Source organism: Algoriphagus resistens, from assembly GCF_001442615.1.
Taxonomy (GTDB): Bacteria; Bacteroidota; Bacteroidia; order Cytophagales; family Cyclobacteriaceae; genus Algoriphagus; species Algoriphagus resistens.
On sequence record NZ_LMXN01000006.1, the window covers coordinates 15,533 to 36,522 of the forward strand.

21 protein-coding genes and 1 pseudogene are annotated in these 20,990 nt (G+C 43.2%); 4 read left to right on the forward strand and 18 right to left on the reverse strand.

Annotation, left to right across the window (positions count from 1 at the left end):
• Window positions 1-45 precede the first annotated feature (45 nt).
• Window positions 46-714, forward strand: a complete 669-nt coding sequence (locus AS141_RS12235) for a class I SAM-dependent methyltransferase (RefSeq protein ID WP_057937961.1) — start codon at window positions 46-48, stop codon at window positions 712-714.
• A 551-nt stretch (window positions 715-1,265) separates the two neighbouring features.
• On the opposite strand, the gene AS141_RS12245 is transcribed toward AS141_RS12235, so the two are convergent.
• From AS141_RS12245 to AS141_RS12295, 13 genes are all read right to left on the reverse strand, one after another.
• Window positions 1,266-1,643, reverse strand: coding sequence for a nuclear transport factor 2 family protein (locus AS141_RS12245; protein WP_057937963.1), 378 nt, complete (start codon window positions 1,641-1,643; stop codon window positions 1,266-1,268).
• 89 nt (window positions 1,644-1,732) lie between these two features.
• Window positions 1,733-2,488, reverse strand: a complete 756-nt coding sequence (locus AS141_RS12250) for an N-acyl homoserine lactonase family protein (protein WP_057937964.1) — start codon at window positions 2,486-2,488, stop codon at window positions 1,733-1,735.
• An 11-nt stretch (window positions 2,489-2,499) separates the two neighbouring features.
• Window positions 2,500-3,354, reverse strand: a complete 855-nt coding sequence (locus AS141_RS12255; protein WP_057937965.1) for an SDR family NAD(P)-dependent oxidoreductase — start codon at window positions 3,352-3,354, stop codon at window positions 2,500-2,502.
• Between the two features lie 77 nt (window positions 3,355-3,431).
• A complete protein-coding gene (locus AS141_RS12260) occupies window positions 3,432-4,268 on the reverse strand; it encodes a helix-turn-helix domain-containing protein (protein WP_057937966.1) in 837 nt (278 codons plus the stop codon).
• A 371-nt stretch (window positions 4,269-4,639) separates the two neighbouring features.
• Window positions 4,640-6,643, reverse strand: a complete 2,004-nt coding sequence (locus tag AS141_RS12270) for a sensor histidine kinase (protein WP_057937968.1) — start codon at window positions 6,641-6,643, stop codon at window positions 4,640-4,642.
• A 41-nt stretch (window positions 6,644-6,684) separates the two neighbouring features.
• Window positions 6,685-7,431 (reverse strand): LytR/AlgR family response regulator transcription factor, encoded by a 747-nt coding sequence (locus AS141_RS12275; protein ID WP_057937969.1) that lies wholly within the window; start codon window positions 7,429-7,431, stop codon window positions 6,685-6,687.
• A 578-nt stretch (window positions 7,432-8,009) separates the two neighbouring features.
• Window positions 8,010-8,366, reverse strand: a complete 357-nt coding sequence (locus tag AS141_RS12280; protein ID WP_057937970.1) for a zinc-ribbon domain-containing protein — start codon at window positions 8,364-8,366, stop codon at window positions 8,010-8,012.
• A 226-nt stretch (window positions 8,367-8,592) separates the two neighbouring features.
• Window positions 8,593-8,874, reverse strand: a complete 282-nt coding sequence (locus AS141_RS12285) for a SelT/SelW/SelH family protein (RefSeq protein ID WP_057938202.1) — start codon at window positions 8,872-8,874, stop codon at window positions 8,593-8,595.
• A gap of 549 nt (window positions 8,875-9,423) precedes the next feature.
• The gene (locus AS141_RS26565; RefSeq protein ID WP_157243458.1) at window positions 9,424-9,567 is read right to left on the reverse strand and encodes a hypothetical protein; all 144 of its coding nucleotides are present in this window, start codon (window positions 9,565-9,567) and stop codon (window positions 9,424-9,426) included.
• A 245-nt stretch (window positions 9,568-9,812) separates the two neighbouring features.
• Entirely contained in the window at window positions 9,813-9,965 is a 153-nt protein-coding gene (locus AS141_RS26570) for a hypothetical protein (protein ID WP_157243459.1), read from the reverse strand.
• Window positions 9,966-10,067: 102 nt separating this feature from the next.
• On the reverse strand, window positions 10,068-10,214 hold the full coding sequence (locus AS141_RS26575; RefSeq protein WP_157243460.1) for a hypothetical protein: 147 nt from the start codon (window positions 10,212-10,214) through the stop codon (window positions 10,068-10,070).
• 315 nt (window positions 10,215-10,529) lie between these two features.
• Entirely contained in the window at window positions 10,530-12,695 is a 2,166-nt protein-coding gene (locus AS141_RS12290; protein ID WP_057937971.1) for a peptidase domain-containing ABC transporter, read from the reverse strand.
• 9 nt (window positions 12,696-12,704) lie between these two features.
• On the reverse strand, window positions 12,705-13,865 hold the full coding sequence (locus AS141_RS12295; protein ID WP_057937972.1) for an HlyD family secretion protein: 1,161 nt from the start codon (window positions 13,863-13,865) through the stop codon (window positions 12,705-12,707).
• A 245-nt stretch (window positions 13,866-14,110) separates the two neighbouring features.
• Here AS141_RS12295 and AS141_RS26580 point away from each other — a divergent pair, with 245 nt between their 5' ends.
• The gene (locus tag AS141_RS26580) at window positions 14,111-14,263 is read left to right on the forward strand and encodes a hypothetical protein (protein WP_157243461.1); all 153 of its coding nucleotides are present in this window, start codon (window positions 14,111-14,113) and stop codon (window positions 14,261-14,263) included.
• 265 nt (window positions 14,264-14,528) lie between these two features.
• On the opposite strand, the gene AS141_RS12300 is transcribed toward AS141_RS26580, so the two are convergent.
• From AS141_RS12300 to AS141_RS27290, 5 genes and pseudogenes are all read right to left on the reverse strand, one after another.
• On the reverse strand, window positions 14,529-15,005 hold the full coding sequence (locus AS141_RS12300; protein ID WP_057937973.1) for a carboxymuconolactone decarboxylase family protein: 477 nt from the start codon (window positions 15,003-15,005) through the stop codon (window positions 14,529-14,531).
• A gap of 63 nt (window positions 15,006-15,068) precedes the next feature.
• Window positions 15,069-15,644, reverse strand: coding sequence for a Crp/Fnr family transcriptional regulator (locus tag AS141_RS12305; protein WP_057937974.1), 576 nt, complete (start codon window positions 15,642-15,644; stop codon window positions 15,069-15,071).
• Window positions 15,645-15,904: 260 nt separating this feature from the next.
• Window positions 15,905-16,216, reverse strand: a complete 312-nt coding sequence (locus AS141_RS12310) for a helix-turn-helix domain-containing protein (RefSeq protein ID WP_232424893.1) — start codon at window positions 16,214-16,216, stop codon at window positions 15,905-15,907.
• Window positions 16,197-16,364, reverse strand: a pseudogene (locus tag AS141_RS27285) (type II toxin-antitoxin system RelE/ParE family toxin); the annotation flags it as partial. The gene AS141_RS12310 and the pseudogene AS141_RS27285, both read right to left, overlap by 20 nt.
• Window positions 16,365-16,376: 12 nt before the next feature.
• Window positions 16,377-16,541: a hypothetical protein gene (locus tag AS141_RS27290; RefSeq protein ID WP_317043037.1), complete on the reverse strand. Its 165-nt coding sequence runs from the start codon at window positions 16,539-16,541 to the stop codon at window positions 16,377-16,379.
• Between the two features lie 744 nt (window positions 16,542-17,285).
• Here AS141_RS27290 and AS141_RS12320 point away from each other — a divergent pair.
• Together AS141_RS12320 and AS141_RS12325 are read left to right on the forward strand one after the other, a co-directional pair.
• The gene (locus tag AS141_RS12320) at window positions 17,286-19,619 is read left to right on the forward strand and encodes a DUF2339 domain-containing protein (protein WP_057937975.1); all 2,334 of its coding nucleotides are present in this window, start codon (window positions 17,286-17,288) and stop codon (window positions 19,617-19,619) included.
• Between the two features lie 7 nt (window positions 19,620-19,626).
• Window positions 19,627-20,835 (forward strand): DUF3999 family protein, encoded by a 1,209-nt coding sequence (locus AS141_RS12325; protein ID WP_198293540.1) that lies wholly within the window; start codon window positions 19,627-19,629, stop codon window positions 20,833-20,835.
• The last annotated feature ends 155 nt before the right edge of the window (window positions 20,836-20,990 follow it).

The window sequence follows — 20,990 nt, forward strand, 5'->3', positions numbered from 1 at the left end:
AAAGACATGGGTTTCTTTCAATTTTAGGCTGTTAATACAATAAAAATGAACAACGTAGAGCTATTTGAAAACGAAAGGGCAAAAGGTTATAATCAGTTTGTAGATGCCTGGATACCCAACTACCATTATTTTTTGGACTGTTTACCAAAACTACTAAGCAAAACACCGGTAAAAGATTTGTTGGTGGTTGGCTGCGGCACAGGAAACGAAATGGATAGATTTGTTCATTCGGCTGAATACTGGTCAATAACGGGTGTTGATCCTTCACCTGAAATGGTCAGCCAGGCCAGTGACAAATTTCATTCCTGTGAAAATGTGACGCTGGTTGAAGGGTTGGTGACTGACCTTTCCATTGAAAAGAAATACAATGCAGGAACACTGTTGTTGGTTTTGCATTTTCTTGAGGACAATGGAAATAAACTGGCCTTGCTTAAAGACATTGCTGACAGATTGGTCCCGGGTGCTACACTGGTCATGCTGGATATCACGGGAAATAAAAATCAGATCAGGCAGAACCTTAAAGTACTTAGGCTCCTTTTGCCGGACGGTCTGGACGAAGCACAAATAAGCAACCGCCTGAATAGAATAGAAAATGAACTATATCCGGTTTCAGAAGAACGGATTTCGGAATTATGCCAGGAAGCCGGATTTGAAGAACCGCTGCGCTTTTTTCAATCCTCAATTTACATGGGTTGGCTGACCAGGAAGAAATGAGATGTAAAACGGCGATATTTTCTATCTGAACTGAAATGGAATAACCAATTCAAGCGGTTAAACAAATGAACTGGGATATCATACAGCGTCGTTAGATCGTTTTTGTTTCTGGAGTTCAGTGCTACTGAGCGAGCTCGGTTTATTGCGAATACATTTGCCCATCATCGCTTTGGAATTGTTTTCTGGTATAGGTGACAAATCAGGTTTAAATTTGCCTATGATAGCGAGAAAAAAATTTTCGTTAGCTGTGAATAAACATAAGCAGTAAGCAAGGAAACATGAGATACGGCTTTGGGGTATTCGGATTTTAGCTGTACCCATACGCATTATCGCAATTGTTGCGTATTCCGGCAAAGAAGTTTTCCAACCAGTCTATTGATTTACAGGTGCTGCACGTGTAGGATGGTGGAATGGCTGAGAAAACAAAACGTCGGCCTTAGGCAATGCCCCACAGGCAAGAGAAACAACTACTTTATTAGAGGAACAGCTGAAAAACAGCAAATAGACGGGGTAAGGAAATCGAAAATAGTTGATTGTCACCGCATCTTATACTAGTACTGGTTGAAAATTTTTGACACGATCTTCCATTCCTTAGCTATCTTGACCAACAAAAGAAAATCAGTGTAGATTACTTTTCCATCACGCAATAGCTCTACGACTACACTTGCTTTGCCTTCCACAACCTCGATGCTTTTGAATTCCGGTACCAAAGCGATGGTAGCATAGTTGAAATCCGGATCCTCTTTCCGTTTTTTCAATACCTCTTCCCACATGGGGCGGCTAAACAAAAAGAACTTACCATCTTCCTGAATATTGATGATTGCAAACTCAGGATGAAAAACGGTTTTAAAAGCCTGGATGTCCGTTTCATTAAATGCACCGTGCACATAGTTCTGGGTGATCGTTTTTTTTATTTCTTCTGCTTCCATAGTGTCGTTATTTTTTGATGATCATAAGAATACCTATACCGATTGAGGCTATAGTGGATACAGTCAAGGATTCAAAATTAGATCCCAAGTCATTGATAACAGGCAGGACTTAGCTTCAGAGAATCAAATCGGGCCTGGTCGTGCTGTATCCATAACTGAGCCTTTTGTTCTTCTACCATTTTTTTGATTTTCTCCAGAGACGCTATACTTTGCCCCCTATCTGTATTAAAAGTGGGGAGTCCGTTGTTCACATAACTTTCTTGGTAATAAGCGATGTCACCTGAAAGAATTACCGGACCGGTTTCCTCGAGCCGGACCAATAAAGACTGATGTCCGGCAGTATGGCCCGGAGTAGCAATCAGCTGAATCAAACCATCCCCAAACACGTCATAATCACCATTTATTTTGATGAGTTTTGAATTTTTCAAAACCTCATAGTCGGCATAATTGTGGGGCTTGTTTGTTGTGTCAAAAGCAACATTGTATTCCTTTTCCTGCATGATCACAGTGGCTGAACTGAAAGCGTTGGCATTGCCCGTATGGTCAATATGCATATGCGAAAATGCGAGGTAGTCGATATCCTCAGGGCTTAAACCCAATTCATCCAGCTGCTCTTTCACCGTTTTGTGCATTTGGAGCTGAAATATCCAGTTCTCCGTTCCCTGCTTTTCATGAACTAGTCCGTCCGGTAATCCCGTATCCCAGAGCAGGTATCCTTGGGGGTGCTTTATCAGGAAAATAGGATTTGCCAAGGACACTTTTTCCGGTCGGGTGAGTTTATCATTTAGCTGGGAAGCATCTGTACAGATCATACTCCCGGCATATAATACATATAGTTTGATCATATCACCTGCAATTAAAATCCGTAAGCAGCCATTTGTTTCCGGGCGAGGGTGTTGAGCTCCTCAGCCACCTGGTTTGAAAAAGCTTCACCGGAAATTTGGTCTATAGGGTTTCGCAGTGGCCGGCTTCCTTTTTCCATGGCTATCAGGCTGATAATCTTTGTTACCACCTCTTCTGGCTTCGGCTGATGCTTTTTCAGCGCCTCACTCACCTTTACGTTGGCATATGTTGTCATTTGCTCGGCCATCCCATCATAGGAGGCGGTGACCCCTGCTAGGTCCGCTTTGATTCCCGCTTTCTGATAGAGCTCGGTGGGAAACGAACCTGGCTCTACCAAAATGCTTTCAACTCCTTTTTGGATGAGCTCCGGATAAGAACCTGTTACCAATCCCTCTAAAGCAAATTTTGAAGCGCTATACACTGCGTTGAGCGGAATGGAAAAAAATCCCAACATGCTGGACATCGTGATGATCAACCCATCTTGCCTACTCCTCATGGAAGGCAGCACCGCTTTCATCAATCTCAATGGTGCATATACGTTGACTTCAAATAGGCGATGGACCTGTTGGATGCTGTGCGCTTCCAGTAATCCACCCCCAAATACTCCGGCATTGTTGATCAGCACGTCTATCGACTGGAATTCTTCCAGTATTTGCGCAGTTATCTTAGCTACCTGCTCGTCAGAGGTGACGTCCATCTCTACTACTTTTACACCGGGCAGCTCCTCCAGTTCCTTTTTTATAGCATTATTTTGGGCAGTTGAATTTCTCATGGCAGCGATTACGCTGTATAGCCCACTTTTGGCAAGCTCATGGACCAGCATTCTGCCAAACCCTGAACTGGTACCCGTCACTACTATTGTTTCCATACGCTCATCTTATACTTAATGATTATTTTAAGTACAAAACTAGGTGTGGTGAGCTCCTGAAACTTGTCTAAAAAGACTTATCTACTTGTCTGTAAGGTCTTAATTTGAGAAGGATTGATCTGAAATTGTCTTTTAAATGATCTGCTAAAATGCGCCAGGTCCTCAAAGCCGCACTCAAGGTAAATATCCATGGGTTTTCGGTTCGTGGCAGTCAGTAATTTATAGGCATGTTCCAGTCGCTTTTGCTTGAGCCATTTGGCTGGGGAGGTTTTGTAAATGGATTCAAAGTCCTTCTTAAATACGCTGAGACTTCTTCCTGATTCTGAAGCAAATTCTTTGAGCTTTTTGTTTTTAAGGAAGTTATACTTCATGTAATGATGTAGGTCAGCTTTGTTCTTTTCAGAAAAGGTACGCAGTTGAGGAAGTAATTCTGGATGGGTTTGTATAATTCCTATTAAGGCTTCTAGGGTTTTCAGCTTGGCTAAATGCCCATCCATTTTCTGTCCCTCATCAAAAAACAAGTTGAGTGATTGAATAAACTGGTTTAAAACCGGGTTAGGTTTAATGGCAATGATGTTCTCAAGTTGTTGATGGCTTTTAGTTTCAACCTGTATGTCCAATTGGCTGACAGCCTGCTGTACCAGGTCTTCATGAAACGAGAATACAATGCTTGAGAACTTGGTGCCTTCTCCATCCCAGGTTTTGGTGATCGTTACCTGAGCGTATTTTTTGAGCAACACAAAATCACCTTTCGTAAAACAGTATTCTTTGCTTCCCTGCTTTAAAATCAAAATCCCCTCTTTTACATGGGTCAGGAGATGATGGTCGGGATATATGTCCAGCACTGTCCTTTTCTTCCGTTCATGTGAAAGGACAATTCTGTTGCTTTTGTAGGTGATGAGATGATTAAGCATGGGTTTAATTAGAGCTGATTTATCCAATATCGCTACCTTAAGGAAGTTCTTCAGTAAATTCCAGGTAGATAAACCTACAAAATTCCTGACTTTTCCTGGCTTATTATGGCAGTATATATACCTACATCTATCGAAGTCTATACCTAGCTATCCCATAGAGAGGACAGCGCAAACTAAGTGACCTGTGGTGCTCATAGGTTCCAGGAATAGCCACATCCTAAAATCCGGCTTTTTCACAACCGTACCGGTTTTTTAAACTTCTGGAAAATAGCAACTACCTGATTTTCCATTTTAATAGAAGGCCAACTGGTTTAGTTCTTTAGACTTGTATCCGAAAGCGGTTTTTTATTAAAGAAAAAGTAGGTTATTAATCAAAAATCACTCTCCACCGGAATAATCAATTCAACTATTGTCCCGGTAAGGGTGCTGTCCATTTCGTGTCTATCCAGAATTGTTACCTGGACCATTACTCCTTTCTCACGGGCTAAAATTTCCAAACGCTCCCGGCTTATGGTCGTGGAGAGGGATTTCTTTTTCCCGTCAGGTTTCTGTTTTACAGCTTTGATTCCCGGTCCATTGTCGACAATACTCACAAAAAGTGATTCTTCTTGAAGTTTCAATGCTACTGAAATCATTCCCCGCCCGGCGGCATTGGCTACACCATGCACTATAGCATTCTCCACAAAAGGCTGGATAAGCATCGGAGGGATCAATACGTTTACGATATCCTCACCACTTGGCTGATGGATCTCAAAGTCAAAAGTTTCATCATAACGCATCCGCTGCAGTTCCAAATAATACGCCAAAGTCTCAATTTCATTCTCCAGGGGCACCTGGCTTTCCCGTGAAAGCTCCAGGCTGTTACGCAATAACCGGCTGAATTTATTCAGATACCGAAGTGCTTTTTCCTTTTCTTCTATTCTTATATAGCTCTGCAATGCTGAAAGCGTATTAAAAATAAAATGAGGTTCCATCTGCGTCCGAAGCAGGCGTTGTTCTAATTCTATGGCACTTTTTTGCAGCTGCACCTTTTCCTTTTCTTCCTTAAGCCTCAATTGCTTTTTTCCTATATACAATATCGCCACAATCGCCACGGCCAGCAAAGCCGACAGTCCTGATATGACTAACAGTAAGCGGTTTTGGGCCAATTTGCTTTCTGAGAGCAGCACCTGTCGGTTTAAACTCAGGATACGTCTTTCATTGGCCTGCAGTTGATATATAGTGGACATTTCCGCGATCGATTGTGCATACTCGTTTTCATAGAGTATCTGGTTTTTATCCAGAAGCCGGCTATACTCCTGGTATGCTTTTTTATATTGGTGCGTCAAAAAGAAATAATCCACCAAAGCTTCCTGGTACAATACGTAATCTGCGTCTGTCAGGTACTTTTCTTCCTCCTGTAAAAACCGGGTTGCTTCCTGCATATATTGATGTGCAAGTCCCTGTCTGTTTAACTTCAAATAGCTATCGGACAGATAAACATAATCCTTAAATAAGTTGGAAAAAAAGCTGGGATGGGGATTGGCGGACTCAACAGTCTGTTTATCTATCTCCAAGATCTTGAGATGATAGACCACAGCAGAATCCAGTTGCTCAATCTTTGTGAAATAATGTGCTTTTTCATCGTACAAAAAACGGGGGTTCACCTGATCTGGATACCGCCGGCTGAGGGCTTCCATTTTTTGCATATAATGGTAAGCCGAATCAATACTGTCATCACTGGATACACGATAGTTATTTGCCAATTGCCTGAATGCCCTATACTGTAATGCAACAGGAGCCCTGTCATATTCCAATGTTTTAATCGCCCTCCTGTTCCACTCCATCGCCTGCTTATATTGGCCTAAATTGGCATCTGACTGGGCTGTAGCCAAATACAAACTTGCTATCTGAACCGGGGTCAACCCGATCAGTGTATCAGAAAATATGATCTGGGAAGCATGGTTGAAGTAATAATTCTCCTGATGCAGGTTGCCTTCTATGGTGGCTATATTCCCCTGACCATAATTCAACAGAGCCATCATTTCTGTAGGACCATCCTGGCTTTCCATAAGGTCCCAAGCCTTACGCATATGCCATTTAATAGAATCCAGATCACCCTTATAATAATAAGACCCTGCTAGACGATAGTGGATACGGGCGCTCAGTACCGAATCCCCCGAATAGGGTTTTTGGGAAAGTCTTCTTTGCCAAAAAACCGTTTGCTCATCACCTGAGAGTTTTTGGCTTTCATTTTCAAGTTCTTTCAGTACTTCCAGGGCCTCTGCCCTAAGTTGTTTCTTATCCCTGGCTTTTTTTTCACAGCAAGACAACAAGACCAAAACCAAAATCACTGAAAGCTGTTTAAGCAGATCATAGTTACTTAAGAAGCTCATTTCTTACCTGCGGGTTTGGATAGAGTCTGAGAATCTTTGGCTCATCCATTCATCAGTTTCTGCAATACCTCTTCCTTCTTACGGACAGAAACAGGAACTGATGTTTTATCTTTCAGGATGATATACCCTGTTTTTATATACCGGTCAATATACAGTGTATTGACCAAATAAGACTGGTGAGAGCGCAAAAACCACTTTCCGGGCAACAGCTCATGATAATGTTTCAAAGGTTTGGAAACCATGATTTCCCGCTTGCCAGTAAGTATGAAAGTGGTGTAACTGCCCTCACTTTTGCAATAGATGATTTCTTTGAGTTGGAGCAGTTGAAGGTATTCCATCGTATGCAATACAATCTGATCTTCCAGGTCTAGCCCATTCTTTTCCAACTGGGACTTGGCTAGCTTAACCTGTTGCCGCTGCATAGTTTCGTCCAAATGTTCTGTCCTTACTTTTCGCAATGCTGTCTGTAATTCTACTTCGTCCAGAGGTTTCAACAAATAATCTAATGCCCCATACTTGATGGCCTTGATAGCATAATGATCGTAAGCCGTAATAAAAATAATATAAAAAGGTATCCGCTCCATCTTTCCCAGAATATCAAAAGCGGTTCCATCTGTCAATTGGATGTCCATCAACACCAATTCAGGGTCTGATGTGCTGATCAATTCCAAAGCCACGTCAACACTAGCAGCCGAACCGCACAACTCCAAATCCTCCTCCTTGCCTACAAGCCATTCAATTTCTTTTCTGATAGCCGGTTCATCTTCGATTATAAGTGTTCTGATCATCTTTTACTTACTTGAAAATTATTGTTCTTTTTTAAAATATAAGAACCTCTACTTTTAGTGACCCTGAATGCAGTTTACTTTTAGATTTTGCCCCAGTGAGCTGCCTCCCTTAACAAAAAAGACCTATAGGCAATGTTTCCTAAAAGCCAAACTTCCCGAAACAATACCTGTCCAAAGTCAAAACAGAATGATCCTACGTCTGGTAACTGTTAAAATGGGGGTACCACAATCACCGGCGAAAGTAAGATTGACCTTCTGTTAACACACAGCAGATTTTTTATCCGCTGTCAGAAACCTGCTAATGGTAAACTTCGGGTGTTTATCCGTATTTCAATAACAGAGCGCCACCAGTGTTCACCGCCTAGCAGAACTCATAACCTTCATCCAGAAAAACAACCTTATAGTTACCGGAAAGCAGGCTTTCAGAGACAGTCACTACCAGTTGAACAGTGTTGTAATCCTCATTTTCCTTTGATCAGGAACCAGAAATCTTAGTCTGGGAATGGGTACATTGGCATTAACAGCATTACAGCGATAAGAAAGAATAAACCAGACTTGCTCCGGTCTAGAAAGTAATGTTAACCGAAAATCCGGAAGACCATCGACGCAAGCAAAGGCAGTACTATCAGGGCAGAAAGAAGGATAAGTCCCGAGAAGTACCAGACAGGTGTTTTGGTGGCTGACTTCAACTCCTGATAAGTGGTTTTCAGCTGCGGGGAGAGTTCTCTCTTCCGTAGTACCTGTTTGCAATGGTTACACTGCGTCCCCCCTGTCTTTCCTATCGAAAACAGGGGAATCCAGAAGAAATGCGCATACTTCCCAAAAACACTCATGGTCATACTTCCCGCCGTATGGCAATGCTGACATTGTATTTGGGGATCATCCAGCGGAGCAGTTTTGAGATGTGTACTCCGGGTACCGTAGAAAAATATCATTATCAGATCGATTTAAATTATACGGGCAAATTAATAGATACCAAACTGATCACAAACCGTAGCTAACTATCCGTCAGGTTTTAACCCGTATATCTTGGTGTGGTTAAATAAAATGTATCTCCCCTGCCAATTCAGCTATGCTGATACAAATAGGAATACTGCAAACCAGTTTGCAGCGATAGAGTGCTATACTGCACCTGTTTTAAGGGATGTTTTTCTTCTATGCTTACTGCTTCTTCCTGTCAGCGTGCCCCAAGGACTTCTCCGGAGCTATTTCATCACGGATCAGTTGCTTTAATTCGGTGATTTCAGGAAATCCTCCCATAGTTTTCCGGGACCAGATCAATTTACCATTTGCCCTGATCTCAAATATACCGCCGGTTCCGGGCCGGAGGATCAACTCATGCAATTCCTCCTCGAAAGTACTTAGTAGTTCCTGTCCCATCCAGGCAGCCCTCAGCATCCAACGGCATTGGGTGCAATATTGAATCTCAACGCTATTGTTCATTTTCATTGGTTATATCTGGTCAAAAATAATGAAATATGACTATTCTTGTTATTCTGGCTATTCGACATTAAAAATATCTAATCCCTATAACTGTCCCCGGAATTACAGATCCCGGGGAGCGGGGTCACCACATTTTCAACAGACAATATTGAGCAGGACATCCCCAAAAAAGAAAATCATAACTATTACCGTGACACTATTCCGGATCATACGCTAGCCCAAACCTATGAGGGCTATCTGAATCACAAAAACAGTCAAATGGACTTTGTTTTGGAGTTGAAACAGAAGAACACATCCAATCAGAAAAAATTAAACAATAAAGAAAAGCAGTAGGGTCCTGCCTGACAACATGATTTTCTCATAAGTGTAATGACAGGAATTCTGAATTGAAGAAATGATGCTAAGTAAGATGCACTAAAAGTGAGCGCTAATCAAAATCTTCAATTCCTGATAATTTAGCGAGCCTGCCATTTGAATGTCATGCCAGGTTTCTTCAAAAATAAGGTGCGGACAATACCCGCACCTGAATCATTGTACTGAAACGTTACACTACCAGTTCCAACCCATCTCAACCAACTTGTCAGTAGCCACAACAATAAAGATCATATCCAATTCACTTCTCGTGTAACCGCCGGTTGTTTCAACCAATTCCTCGGAGCTGAGCTCCACTACATTCAATTGTTCTAAATTCATGATTTTCTGATTTTAATACGTGAATAATAACTAAAACTTTTTGTCGCGCAACGAATCTAAGGTAGTGAAGCACAGACCTCACTTCAAGGCACATTTCAGAAGCGTGGAAACAAATCCAGAAAACGATCCCATTGGGTTTGTATGCGTTTCAACACTTTCCAGATAGCACTCGGTATCACCGCTTTAACAGTGCATGCTTTTTTACATAAAAAAGGTGCCGGCACATGAATCATTGTGCTTAAACGTTAGTTCCATCCATTCGCCTCCCATACCGCATCCAAAAGCCGGTTATACGCTTCGGGTGTCACCGCAAAGATCGCAGCTAAGTCACGACCGCCGGTTGTTTCAACCAATTCCTCGGAGCTGAGCTCCACTACATTCAACTGTTCTAAATTCATGATTTCCTGATTTTAATACGTGAATAAATAACTAAAACTAGTTAGAAAAAGGAGCCATCAATACCGGCGCCATATAAATTAACTAAGATATTAGGACAACATTTAATAGTCTAGATCCCAATATACCATTGCATCAGTCCATGCCATGTTAAGAAAAGCAAAGTTCCGTACAGGTTCAGCTTTCCCTCCTGTTGTTTCCACCAATTCCTCGGAGCTGAGCTCTACTACATTCAACTGTTCTAAATTCATGATTTTCTGGTTTTAATACGTGAATAAAATAACTAAAACTTATTTCTGTTGCGCAACAAACCTAAGGTAGCAAAGCACAGACCTTACCTCAACGAACAATTCAGAAACGTGGCAACAAATCCAGAAAGCGATCACCTTGGGTTTGTATCTGTTTCAACACATCGTATCATCATGTTCCGGATAGAGCTCGGCATCACCGCTTCAAAATGCCCTCCTGTGAGTGTACCTCGGCTTTGCAGGAAAAAATTCGAAAACAGACTATAAACAAACCAAAGGCACCACAGCAGGGAAATCCTGTTCACTTTTTCGGATTGATCACACTTCGCTCAGAAATACGGGGACTTGCTGACGCCACAACTGGTGATAATCTCCTTTTCTTTCCATTAACGCAAGATGGCTGCCCTCTTCCACAACAGTCCCAGATCGCATCACCACGATTTGGTCAGCCTGAGCCACCGTCCCGAGTCTATGGGCAATCAGGATGATCGTCTTCCCCTGGTCACGCATACTTATCAAAGCTTGCTGGATGTATTGTTCGGAAAGCGGGTCCAAAGATGAAGTGGCCTCATCCAGGATCAGTATTTCCGGATTACGGTACAAAGCCCTTGCGATAGCCAAGCGTTGACGCTGGCCACCGGATAAAGTGGCGCCGTTTTCACCGATATACGTATGGAAACCAGCCGGAAGTTTTTCGATAAACTCCATCATTCCCAAACTGGTACACACCTGAATCAGCTGGTTCATATCGGGATCAAAGTCCCCCACAGCAATATTCTCGATCACATTGCCGGCAAACAGGTCTATCTGCTGGGGCACCACACTCACCACGCGGCGCAGGCTTTCGTGGCTGAGATAACGGATATCAAAATCCCCGATAGTAATACTTCCCTCCCTTATCGGATAGATTCCTTGCAAAATAGACAGAAGCGTGGTCTTCCCCGAACCACTTTCCCCGACCACGGCCGTGATCCTTCCTTTTGGAATAACCAGATTCAGGTTATCAAAAACCTTGGTTCCGGACCCGTAACGGAACTGTACCCCTTTGAAACGAATGTCCCCCACCATTTCTGGAAGCAGGTCTGCTCTTTTCCCGGCTTCTTCCTGCTCCAGATCCATGATCTCAAACAAACGGTCGGCGGCGATCATTGCGTCCTGAATAGTGCGATTCATCCCGATCAAACTACTGACCGGCGCGGTAAAATAGCCGACAATCGCATAAAACGACAACAGTTCACCCGGCGTAATTAGCGTATCGAGCACAAAACCCGCTCCTACCCACAACAACACTATTGTGAGCAAGCCCGAGGTAAATTGGCCTGAATTGCCGATCCACAGTGCATTTACCGAAGAACGGTACATGGTGTCCAGGAAGCGGATAAACCGATTTTCGGTTTTCAGGTTGGCATACTCTTCCAACCCAAACCGCTTCACTGTTCCCACAGCGTTTACCGATTCCACCAACTGGGATTCCAGGTCGGCAGAATGTTCCATGACCTTGCGTTGGGTCTTCCTGTTAATCTTATTGGAGATCACGTAAATCAACGCATACAGGGGTACCACCAACAGCATGACCAGGGCCAGTTTCCAATAGTAACTGAACATCAAGGCAAAAGAAAAAACAACAATGAAGCAGTTTACTGCAAAGGTGATCAGTACATCATTGATAAAAACCCGGATTTTCACTGCATCATTGATCCTGGAGATTATTTCTCCGGTACGCATTGTGTCAAAAAAGCGTTGAGGCAACCTGAGCAGGTGCTTATAGTAACCCAAAATAAGCCGGGCATCAATATGCTGCCCTGTTTTGATGGTAAGTAGTGTTTTGACGTGGTTGATAAAAGTTTGAACCAGTAGCAGCACGACCATCACCACTCCCATCAGATTCAACAGGTTACGGTTGGCATTCGGGATGACCTGATCCACTATTTTCTGTAGGAAAATGGAGGTAGCCAGTCCCAGAACCGTATAGCAGGCCGCTCCCACCAATACCTGTAGCAACACACTACGGTGCGGGTGCAACAGGAAACCCAGACGCCTGAGGACAGACACTTTTTCACTTCCTTGCTTAAACTCTTTTCCCGGTGCCAACAACAGCAATACTCCGGTCCATTTAGCTTTAAAGTCACTATGGGAAAGTTTATGGAGGCGTCCATCGGCGGGATCCATCACATGAACGGTCGTCTTGGTGACCCGATATACCACCACAAAGTGATGCAGTCCTTCTCCCACTACCAGATGGGCAATGGCAGGCAGTGGAACTTGGGGTAGGGTGTCCCATGGACACTTCACTCCTTTGGCCACAAACCCCAGCTTCTCCGCCGCCTCAATCAGTCCCAGCACATTCGTTCCTTTTTTATCTGTCGATGCATATTGGCGGATACGGGCTATTGGCAGGTTCAGCCTAAAATGGTTGGCAACCGAAACCAGGCAGGCTGCCCCGCAGTCGGTCATATCATGCTGCTTTACTTTTATTTTAGACATCAGGTAAGCTTATAGATTTGGATTGAGCCAGTCATCTGCCTTATCGTGTAAAAGCTGGGACAGTGTCCGCTCTGCCACCTGAAAACGGGCCTGAAGGCCCATCCCCTTCCTGAGTTTGCCTTCATAGCCATTGGGCAGAGTCAACGAGTGCCGATCAAGCGCACATTTCACCAGAAAGAAAAAGGTGTTGTTCTGCCCCATCACAACATCATCAGAAATATCCAGGACACGCCCCTCTACCATTCCCCACTGGTTGTAGTTGAACGCGTCTACCTGAAATCGTACCGGCATCCCGGTACGTAGCAAGCCAATATCCCTGGGCAGCACCTGTACCTCAGCGATCAGCCCGGAATCCGGCGAAATTTCAGCCAGGGTTTCTCCCAAAATCATGAAACTTCCTGTTTGCGCTCCATTGAACTGTTGGATGGTACCGTCCATCGGAGCCTCCACGGTGTATAACTCCCGCTCTTTGTCCAGCTGTTCTTTTTGGGCAGTCAGTTCGGCCGACTCCAAGTGCAGTTGGTTCAGCTCAGTTTGCCACTGGCTCACTTGCCGATCATGCAAAATCCGTAACTGCGACTCCGCTTTCTCCAACGCGAACACATCCTTTTCAAATTCCATATCGGGGATCACTTTACTCTGGTGCAGCTTTTTCTGCCGGTCGTACTGGACCTGCGCTTGGATCAAGTTCAATTTAGCCTCTTCCAATTGTTGTCTGAACAGGTTGTACTGTCGCAAATAAAGTGAAGTGGCCAGAGATAGTTCAGGCAGCTCCTCTCCTATCAGTATCCCGGTCAACTGGGTAAGGTCAGCTATCCGCTTTCTCAACTCGCGCTGCCTCTCAGCTACATATCCGTCCTGTCTTTCCAGCAGGTCTGCCTGGAGCGTAAACAACACCGTCCCCGCCTTCACATACTGGTTTTCCAGGACAAATACCTCATTGATCCTCCCGTTAACTGGTGATTTGACCGTATTCCGCTCACTGATCGGCCTTAGTACCCCCACTGCATTGACAGATACGGTCACTTTAACAAAAAATAGGGAGACGAAGCCTATAACCAAAAATGACACGATCAACTGGTAGATGATCTTGGTTCCCGTACCGTGCCGGTGAAAATGGCTTTCAAGGGAAAATTCGATGATTTCGGCAGGAAAGATTCGTTTCATCATGCCAAAATAACCTGCCTTTTCTTGTTCTCAGACCACTGGTTACTTTCCGTCTGAAACCAATTTCTTTTCGTCCAGGCAAAAACATTATCCGTTCCTAGAAGACCGTCACTTTCCACAACACACTGAAAAACGGATACTAAACCATCCTATGCGGATATGTAAACCATCTTTTCTCCGAAGGTGTCGGTATGTTCATACCGTTGTATAACACGTTAATCTTTGTTTAACCATTAAATTCAAAAATCATGAATGTAGAACATTTGAACCTGCAGGAACTGACCGAACATGGGGCAGTGGAGACAACTGGAGGCAGCGTACCCACATGGATGTTTACCATCGAATGGATGAATGCGGTCATCGATGCATGGATTGAAACGCTGCCGGAAGCCCCCAGGTAGAAATCTCGAATCCCCTGCCCAATATGGACGGGGGATTTTTTCGAAAGTCACCAGGAATGCCAGTAAGGGCTATTAGGGCGGAGCTATTTACTTTAGTTGAGCAGATGAGAAACTCTTTCCTATTTCCCCAGAATGTATTAGGAGACCCGGTTTTCCTCAAAAGCCTGGTCTATTGGGTACTGCGGATAAATGCACTGGAAACAGTGAACCTGGTCCAAGGCTGACCTACATTATCAATTTTTGTTCAATTGATAAAAGCATCTTCCTATAGATCCACTTTATCTAAGCCCAAGACTTTGTCAACCGACCCCGGTTCGGCCCGAAACCCCACGCCAAAGCGATTAAGTGCATTGATAAGGGCTATCAATAGTGAGAGTTTGGTGAGTTCGGATTCACTGAAATGGGATTTTACGGACTGATAAACTTCATCTTTTGTGCTTTCAGGACTTAGTCGGGTTAAAGCCTCTGTCCATAACATGGCTGCTTTTTCCTGTTCTGAAAACAGTGGGGATTCTTGCCAGCCCGGTAAGTGGTGTAACCGCAAGGGTCTTTCACCCTCCCGGATAGCTTCTTTGGTATGGATGTCTATACAAAACAAGCAACCATTGATTTGGGATGCCCGCAATCTTACAAGATGGACCAGGAGCTTGTCCAACCCTGAACTACCAGCCAACCTATCCAGTTCCAGGAGTTTGTTGTAAGCTTCGGGAAAATGTACGCTGTAATTTAATCGCTGTGCCATATCTAATTGTAACTGATGTATGGCAAAAGTACAGGGTGCCTTACGGAGAAAAATTGAACGGGTTCAAGAAATGTCCCTGCGTCTCAATTTACTAACGTATTCCGCCGAAAGACCGAGGTAACTTGCAATAAGATATTGGGGAACACTGTTTACAAATTCCGGAAAGGAATCCCTGAATTTGAAATAGATTTCTTCTTTGGAATAACTCAGGATATATTTCATCCTTGTTTGGTAACTTCCGTAAGCGATTTGATATACCGCCCTGAAATAAGATTCCATTTTTGGAAAAGCGCAAAAAAGTTCATCCCGTTTTGTCGGGGATATGCTTAGTAGCTCTGAATTTTCTACTGCCTGTATATAGAATCCGGTAGGCTCCTTTTTCTGAAGGGCTAAATAGTCTGCCAGCCACCAGCCCTTTAAAGCAAATTGTATAGTGTGTTCGGTGCCATCATTGTCTATAAAGAACATTTGCAGGCTACCTGACAGTACAAAATAATCGTGAAGCACCTTATCTCCTGCACGCATTAGAAGTTCTTTCTTCTTAACTTTTTTTCGAGCGAAATACAGAATGATTTTTTCAAATTCACACGCTTCAATGGAGACAAATTTGTTGATATGCTGAAATAAACCTGTGTCCATTAGTTATACTTCTTATGCGTAGCTTGCGCGAATTATTTTTTGGTTTTTGTTGATTTGAGGCAGCTTTTCAGCAGTGACGCCAAGCGACTGACTAAAATGCATTTTAGGTTTTGTGCGCGCCATGAATGGTGAACATAGACCAAAAAGATGATCGTTCCAACGGATGAAATACGAAGCATTCATGAAAACCATTGAATGCTGTACTCCGTGAATAAAGTCCCTTAAGCACGGTGGTAACGTTGTTGCAAAACGTACTTTTTTTATACTTCGATTGAAATCGTAACTTTTCCGCCAAGACCTTTTTCCACAATTTCGTAAAGCGTTTTCAAGGTCAGATTGCTGCCGTTGTTTTCTACTCGTGAAATATAAGTCCGTTTTTTCTCTACTAATTCGCCCAGTTGTTCCTGCGTAAGGTTTTTTTCTTCCCGTGCATTTCTCAAAAGCAAACCGATTTTAAAAGACTCAAAATCTGTTTCCAATCCGTCTCTACGTTCCGTTCCTTTTTTTCCATAAACGGTGTCCTTGATTTCTTTCCAACTCTTGGTGTCCATCTTATTTGTTTTTGTCTTCATAGTATGAATTCATTAGTCCGACCGCTTTGTCGATTTCTTTTTTTGGTGTTTTCTGCGATTTTTTGGTAAATCCGTTCAAGAGTATTACCAATTTTCCTTTGTCGAAAAAACAGAAGACTCTCCAAATGTCCGAGCCTAATTTTATTCGGGCTTCGTAGAGTCATTTAGTTCCGACAAGTGCTTTCAGATAAGTGGAGGGAACTCTTTCAAAAGTCTCGATTATTTCGATTACTTTAAATATCTTGTCCTGGACCTTTTTCGGTTGTTTGAGCAAGAATTCTTCGAAATACCCTTTATACTGGATAACTTCCCTTACTTTTTCCATCACCCAAAGGTAACTTAAAAGTTACTATTTTAAAAATATTTTTTGAACTTAGTTGGTCACTTAAATTTGGTAGTATGTTTTACAACACCTGTATTTACAGAACTTCAACTAGCTTATTACGTGTATCACCCTTGTCCACAGGTCTTCAGGTGTGGTTGGGAAGTTAATAAATTACCTCCCCAACCACACCTGAAGAGGTACACGTTTAGTACTATCGTTTTGATTTCAATGTCAAAGGCTATTTACCTGTTTCCGGCATTAAGGCCGCACGGATCCTATAAAAATTGGTGCAGTTTACCTCATCCTATCCTTCCGGATATGCTGCGCTACAGGACATTCAATTTAGGAGAGGGGGTATGGCTGTACTAAAATAAAATGTTTGTGTTCTCCATAAGGAGTGTAGTGCAAAGAATTAAACTATATCTGGCAATCAGTATTCTGATTTAATGCTTGCTATATAGCTTCGTACACGTTCTAGTGCCTTAGCTACCTCAAGCGATCCTCCTCTCAGGATTGATTTGCTTCAAGGGCAGGTTATCACGCTTCGAATTCTATGATTAAAGGAGGTAAGCGGCTTTAAACAATCTTGTGCTCACATTAAAAAAGGATGGATTTTGAAGACTGGTAAGTCAGACTTCTGAAGAGTATAGTGCTCCTTACGAGACGAAAAACATTCAACTAAATTTACTATCTTCACTTAGCCGGCGAAGCTATTGAGCCATACCTATCACTTAAGACCACTGCATGACAGAAAAACGTGATCAAATAACTATTCTCTCTGAGAAGCTGGATCTGCTGCTGAAAAGGCAATCAGACTTTTCAAGGGAAATAGAGATCCTGCGTCAAGAAATCAACAAGTTAAATCCGGATTCGACCACAGCCTTATCAAGCCCAACCTCTACAGGAATCCCTCCAGGCGAGGGGACATCTGAAGCACTGAACCCCAAACCTTTTCGTCCTTCTTCCCCCTCCTCAGCTTTCAGTGGGACAAGTTCTCCTAAGGTTCGGAAAAAGAGAACCAAATCAGAAATTGAGAAATTCGTCGGAGAGAATCTGATTAATAAAATAGGCATTGCCATTACCATCATCGGTGTGGCCATAGGCGCCAAGTACTCTATTGACCATGAGCTGATCAGCCCACTTACAAGAATAATCCTGGGTTACCTGATGGGAGTTGGACTATTGGGGTTTGGGATGAAGCTGAAAGAAAAATATGAAAATTTCAGCGCTGTACTCGTCAGTGGGGCAATAGCCATTATGTACTTCATCACCTACCTGGCCTATGACCTTTATGCTCTTATCCCCCAGCTTGTGGCATTTGCCCTGATGGTAGTCTTCACTGGATTCACCGTTGTAGCATCCATCAAATACAACAAGCAGGTGATCGCCCTTATCGGTCTGGTGGGAGCTTATGCCGTTCCGATGTTGCTGAGTGATGGTAGCGGAAATGCAGCAGTATTCTTCAGTTACATAGCGATCATCAATGTAGGCATCTTGGCTTTGTCCTTTCGAAAGTATTGGAAAAAACTCTATTATGCCGCGTTTGGACTGACCTGGATCATCTATTCCTCCTGGTATTTTTTTTCCTACCAGATGGGCAGTCACTTCTTTTTAGCCTGGGAATTTCTGACTCTCTTCTTTGTGCTGTTCTATGCGACATTTTTGGCATACAAACTTTTGCGATCAGAGAAATTTGGGCGCAGTGACATCATTCTCCTCTTAGCCAATTCCTTCCTATTCTTTGGGCTCGGATATGCACTGCTCTCCTCACATGAAACTGGCGAGCAGCTGTTGGGATTATTTGCACTCTGCAATGCGGTGGTTCACTTTGTGATCAGCGTAGTCGTCTTTAGGAAAAAACTTGCCGATAGCAATTTGTTCTATCTTGTGTCCGGACTTGTACTTGTATTTATCACGATTGCCGTCCCTATTCAGCTGGATGGCAACTGGGTCACGCTGCTATGGGTCGGGGAAGCCGCTTTGCTATTTTGGATCGGACGGGCAAAGCATGTGCTGGTCTATGAAAAAATAGCTTACCCGCTGATGTTACTCGCTTTTCTAAGTCAGCTTCAAGACTGGTCTATGTTGGGCTATTGGTATGCGAACACACAAAGTATACCCTTACTTAATGTGAATTTCCTCTCCTCCGTTTTGTTTGTCGCAGCTTTTGTATTTATCACTGTACTTCACAGAAATAAAAACCACCCTTCAGCCCTTTCTCCCAATGGACTGATTTTAAAACTAATCTCCATTGCGATTCCCGGCATTTTATTGATCAGTGTATACAATGCCTTCCGTATAGAAATAGAGATGTATTGGAATCAGCTATATGAAGCCTCCAAAATAGTATTGCCCAATGAAGGCTATGACGATTCGTATTCGAACTATGATCTGTTGAAATTCAAGGCAATCTGGGTGAACAACTACTCCCTTTTATTTGTCTCTATTCTATCCTACATCAATTACAAGCGGATCAAAAACAATGTATTGGGACGGGTCACTTTTGGCCTGGGGCTGCTTGCAATCCTGTTGTTTTTGACTGAATCGCTCTATGAACTCAGTGAACTGCGCCTCTCCTATTTGGATCAGGACTTGGCAGCCTATTATCCTGTCAGCTCGATGAACCTCTGGATCAGGTATGTGTCGTTTGTTTTTGTTGCGCTGGCTATTTACACCTGCTGCAAGTTTAGGATACTGGATTATTTCAATAGAAATACCCAGCTCGTACTTGACTCCCTGGTACACGTTTCCGTTCTGTGGATTCTGAGCAGTGAACTCCTGCATTGGATGGATATAGCAGGATCTTCCCAGACCTATAAACTAGGCTTGAGTATCCTATGGGGATCCTATTCCCTTATGCTGATTTCATTGGGAATCTGGAAGAAGAAAGCTTACCTACGCATCGGAGCGATTGCTTTATTCGGCATCACACTCCTCAAGCTTTTTGTCTATGACATCTCCAACCTAACTACAGTCTCAAAAACCATCGTTTTTGTATCCCTGGGGGTTCTTTTGTTGATCATTTCATTTCTATACAACAAATACAAGCACATTATCTCCGATGACTCTAAAGGCTAAAATCTGCATGCTCATAGTATTCTGGTTTCATTCGTACTCCTATGGACAGCTGGATCAATACAGCTACGCCCGGGAATTGGACGGGATTTCCGATCAGTGGCATCGGGTCATTTTGCCTGAGGGGGTGTTCGGAAAGGTACGGGGAGATCTGTCAGATTTGAGAATATATGGGATCACGGAAGACAAGGATACCATTGAAGCTCCCTATCTACTCCGTATAAAAACGGATCAGGTAACTGATAAAGAAATACCCTCTAAAATCATCAACTCCGTTTACGGGCCGAAAGGTTACTATTTTACTTTTGAAGTCAGTTCAGCTGAAGCAATCAACCTGATCAAACTGGCTTTTAGAGAGGATAATTACGACTGGAAAGTACAGCTTGAAGGAAGCCACAATCAACAGGATTGGTTTGGCATCCTGGAAGACTACAGGATTCTGTCCATCAAAAATACGCTGACTGATTTTCAGTTTACCAACCTATCCTTTCCCTCTGCCAGCTACAGATACTTTCGCCTGCGGATCCCAAGTGAGAAAAAGCCTGATCTGCTAAGCGCCACTATCGTAAATCAATCGCATCTTAAAGGGACATTTAACCAATTTCCTATACAGCAAAGGAAGTATCTTAATAACACCCAAAATAAGCTGACCGAAGTTGAGCTGACCTTGAAAAACCCCAGACCGGTAAGCCGTCTGAAAATCAACGCCTCGGATGAATTTGATTATTACCGGCCTCTAACCATCTCCTACTTATATGACAGTGTAGAAACCCAGCAAGGCTGGAAGCGTAACTACCGTACCTTAACATCAGCAACGTTGAATTCCCTGCAAGAAAATGAATTCACCTTTCAGAGCACTATTCTCCAACAGTTAAAAATCAGCATACAAAACCAGGACAACCAACCTTTAACCCTTAGTGATTTTGAAGTCAGCGGATACGGACATGAAATGGTAGTCAGGTTTACCCAACCTGCGGCATACTTCCTGGCCTATGGTAATGATGAAGCTGTGATACCTAGTTACGACATCCAGCAATTTGTCGATAAGATACCCGAAAACCTGACCACTTTGGTTTTAGGTGATCAGAAAGAGATCACAAAGAAAACGGTCTTTAAAACCGCTCCCCTATTTGAAAACAAAAGTATCCTGTGGGGAATTATGGTAGTTATTATAGGCCTTTTGGGATGGTTTACACTAAGTATGATGAGGAAAAAATGAAGCTGGGTGGGATTTGAATTGTCCAAATAATCTTGGTCCACCCCTCTCCTTAATCGCTTTGCTCCCCGCAATACTGTGGGGTAGGCACCTAAGATAAGTGATAGTCTGCTCCAATATGAATGAAAGGGTAAGAAGTTGGCTGGTCGTTCCCCAAT

What these genes read in the sequence shown, in the direction of transcription:
- AS141_RS12290 (WP_057937971.1), bottom strand. Translation starts at nt 12,695, where the DNA reads ATGTCTAAAATAAAAGTAAAGCAGCATGATATGACCGACTGCGGGGCA.
- AS141_RS12260 (WP_057937966.1), bottom strand. Translation starts at nt 4,268, where the DNA reads ATGCTTAATCATCTCATCACCTACAAAAGCAACAGAATTGTCCTTTCA.
- AS141_RS12245 (WP_057937963.1), bottom strand. Translation starts at nt 1,643, where the DNA reads ATGGAAGCAGAAGAAATAAAAAAAACGATCACCCAGAACTATGTGCAC.
- AS141_RS26565 (WP_157243458.1), bottom strand. Translation starts at nt 9,567, where the DNA reads ATGAATTTAGAACAATTGAATGTAGTGGAGCTCAGCTCCGAGGAATTG.
- AS141_RS26575 (WP_157243460.1), bottom strand. Translation starts at nt 10,214, where the DNA reads ATGAATTTAGAACAGTTGAATGTAGTAGAGCTCAGCTCCGAGGAATTG.
- AS141_RS12255 (WP_057937965.1), bottom strand. Translation starts at nt 3,354, where the DNA reads ATGGAAACAATAGTAGTGACGGGTACCAGTTCAGGGTTTGGCAGAATG.
- AS141_RS12270 (WP_057937968.1), bottom strand. Translation starts at nt 6,643, where the DNA reads ATGAGCTTCTTAAGTAACTATGATCTGCTTAAACAGCTTTCAGTGATT.
- AS141_RS12275 (WP_057937969.1), bottom strand. Translation starts at nt 7,431, where the DNA reads ATGATCAGAACACTTATAATCGAAGATGAACCGGCTATCAGAAAAGAA.
- AS141_RS12310 (WP_232424893.1), bottom strand. Translation starts at nt 16,216, where the DNA reads ATGAAGACAAAAACAAATAAGATGGACACCAAGAGTTGGAAAGAAATC.
- AS141_RS12300 (WP_057937973.1), bottom strand. Translation starts at nt 15,005, where the DNA reads ATGGCACAGCGATTAAATTACAGCGTACATTTTCCCGAAGCTTACAAC.
- AS141_RS12325 (WP_198293540.1), top strand. Translation starts at nt 19,627, where the DNA reads ATGCTCATAGTATTCTGGTTTCATTCGTACTCCTATGGACAGCTGGAT.
- AS141_RS12285 (WP_057938202.1), bottom strand. Translation starts at nt 8,874, where the DNA reads ATGAACAATAGCGTTGAGATTCAATATTGCACCCAATGCCGTTGGATG.
- AS141_RS12235 (WP_057937961.1), top strand. Translation starts at nt 46, where the DNA reads ATGAACAACGTAGAGCTATTTGAAAACGAAAGGGCAAAAGGTTATAAT.
- AS141_RS12280 (WP_057937970.1), bottom strand. Translation starts at nt 8,366, where the DNA reads ATGATATTTTTCTACGGTACCCGGAGTACACATCTCAAAACTGCTCCG.
- AS141_RS12295 (WP_057937972.1), bottom strand. Translation starts at nt 13,865, where the DNA reads ATGATGAAACGAATCTTTCCTGCCGAAATCATCGAATTTTCCCTTGAA.
- AS141_RS12320 (WP_057937975.1), top strand. Translation starts at nt 17,286, where the DNA reads ATGACAGAAAAACGTGATCAAATAACTATTCTCTCTGAGAAGCTGGAT.
- AS141_RS12305 (WP_057937974.1), bottom strand. Translation starts at nt 15,644, where the DNA reads ATGGACACAGGTTTATTTCAGCATATCAACAAATTTGTCTCCATTGAA.
- AS141_RS26580 (WP_157243461.1), top strand. Translation starts at nt 14,111, where the DNA reads ATGAATGTAGAACATTTGAACCTGCAGGAACTGACCGAACATGGGGCA.
- AS141_RS12250 (WP_057937964.1), bottom strand. Translation starts at nt 2,488, where the DNA reads ATGATCAAACTATATGTATTATATGCCGGGAGTATGATCTGTACAGAT.
- AS141_RS27290 (WP_317043037.1), bottom strand. Translation starts at nt 16,541, where the DNA reads ATGGAAAAAGTAAGGGAAGTTATCCAGTATAAAGGGTATTTCGAAGAA.
- AS141_RS26570 (WP_157243459.1), bottom strand. Translation starts at nt 9,965, where the DNA reads ATGAATTTAGAACAGTTGAATGTAGTGGAGCTCAGCTCCGAGGAATTG.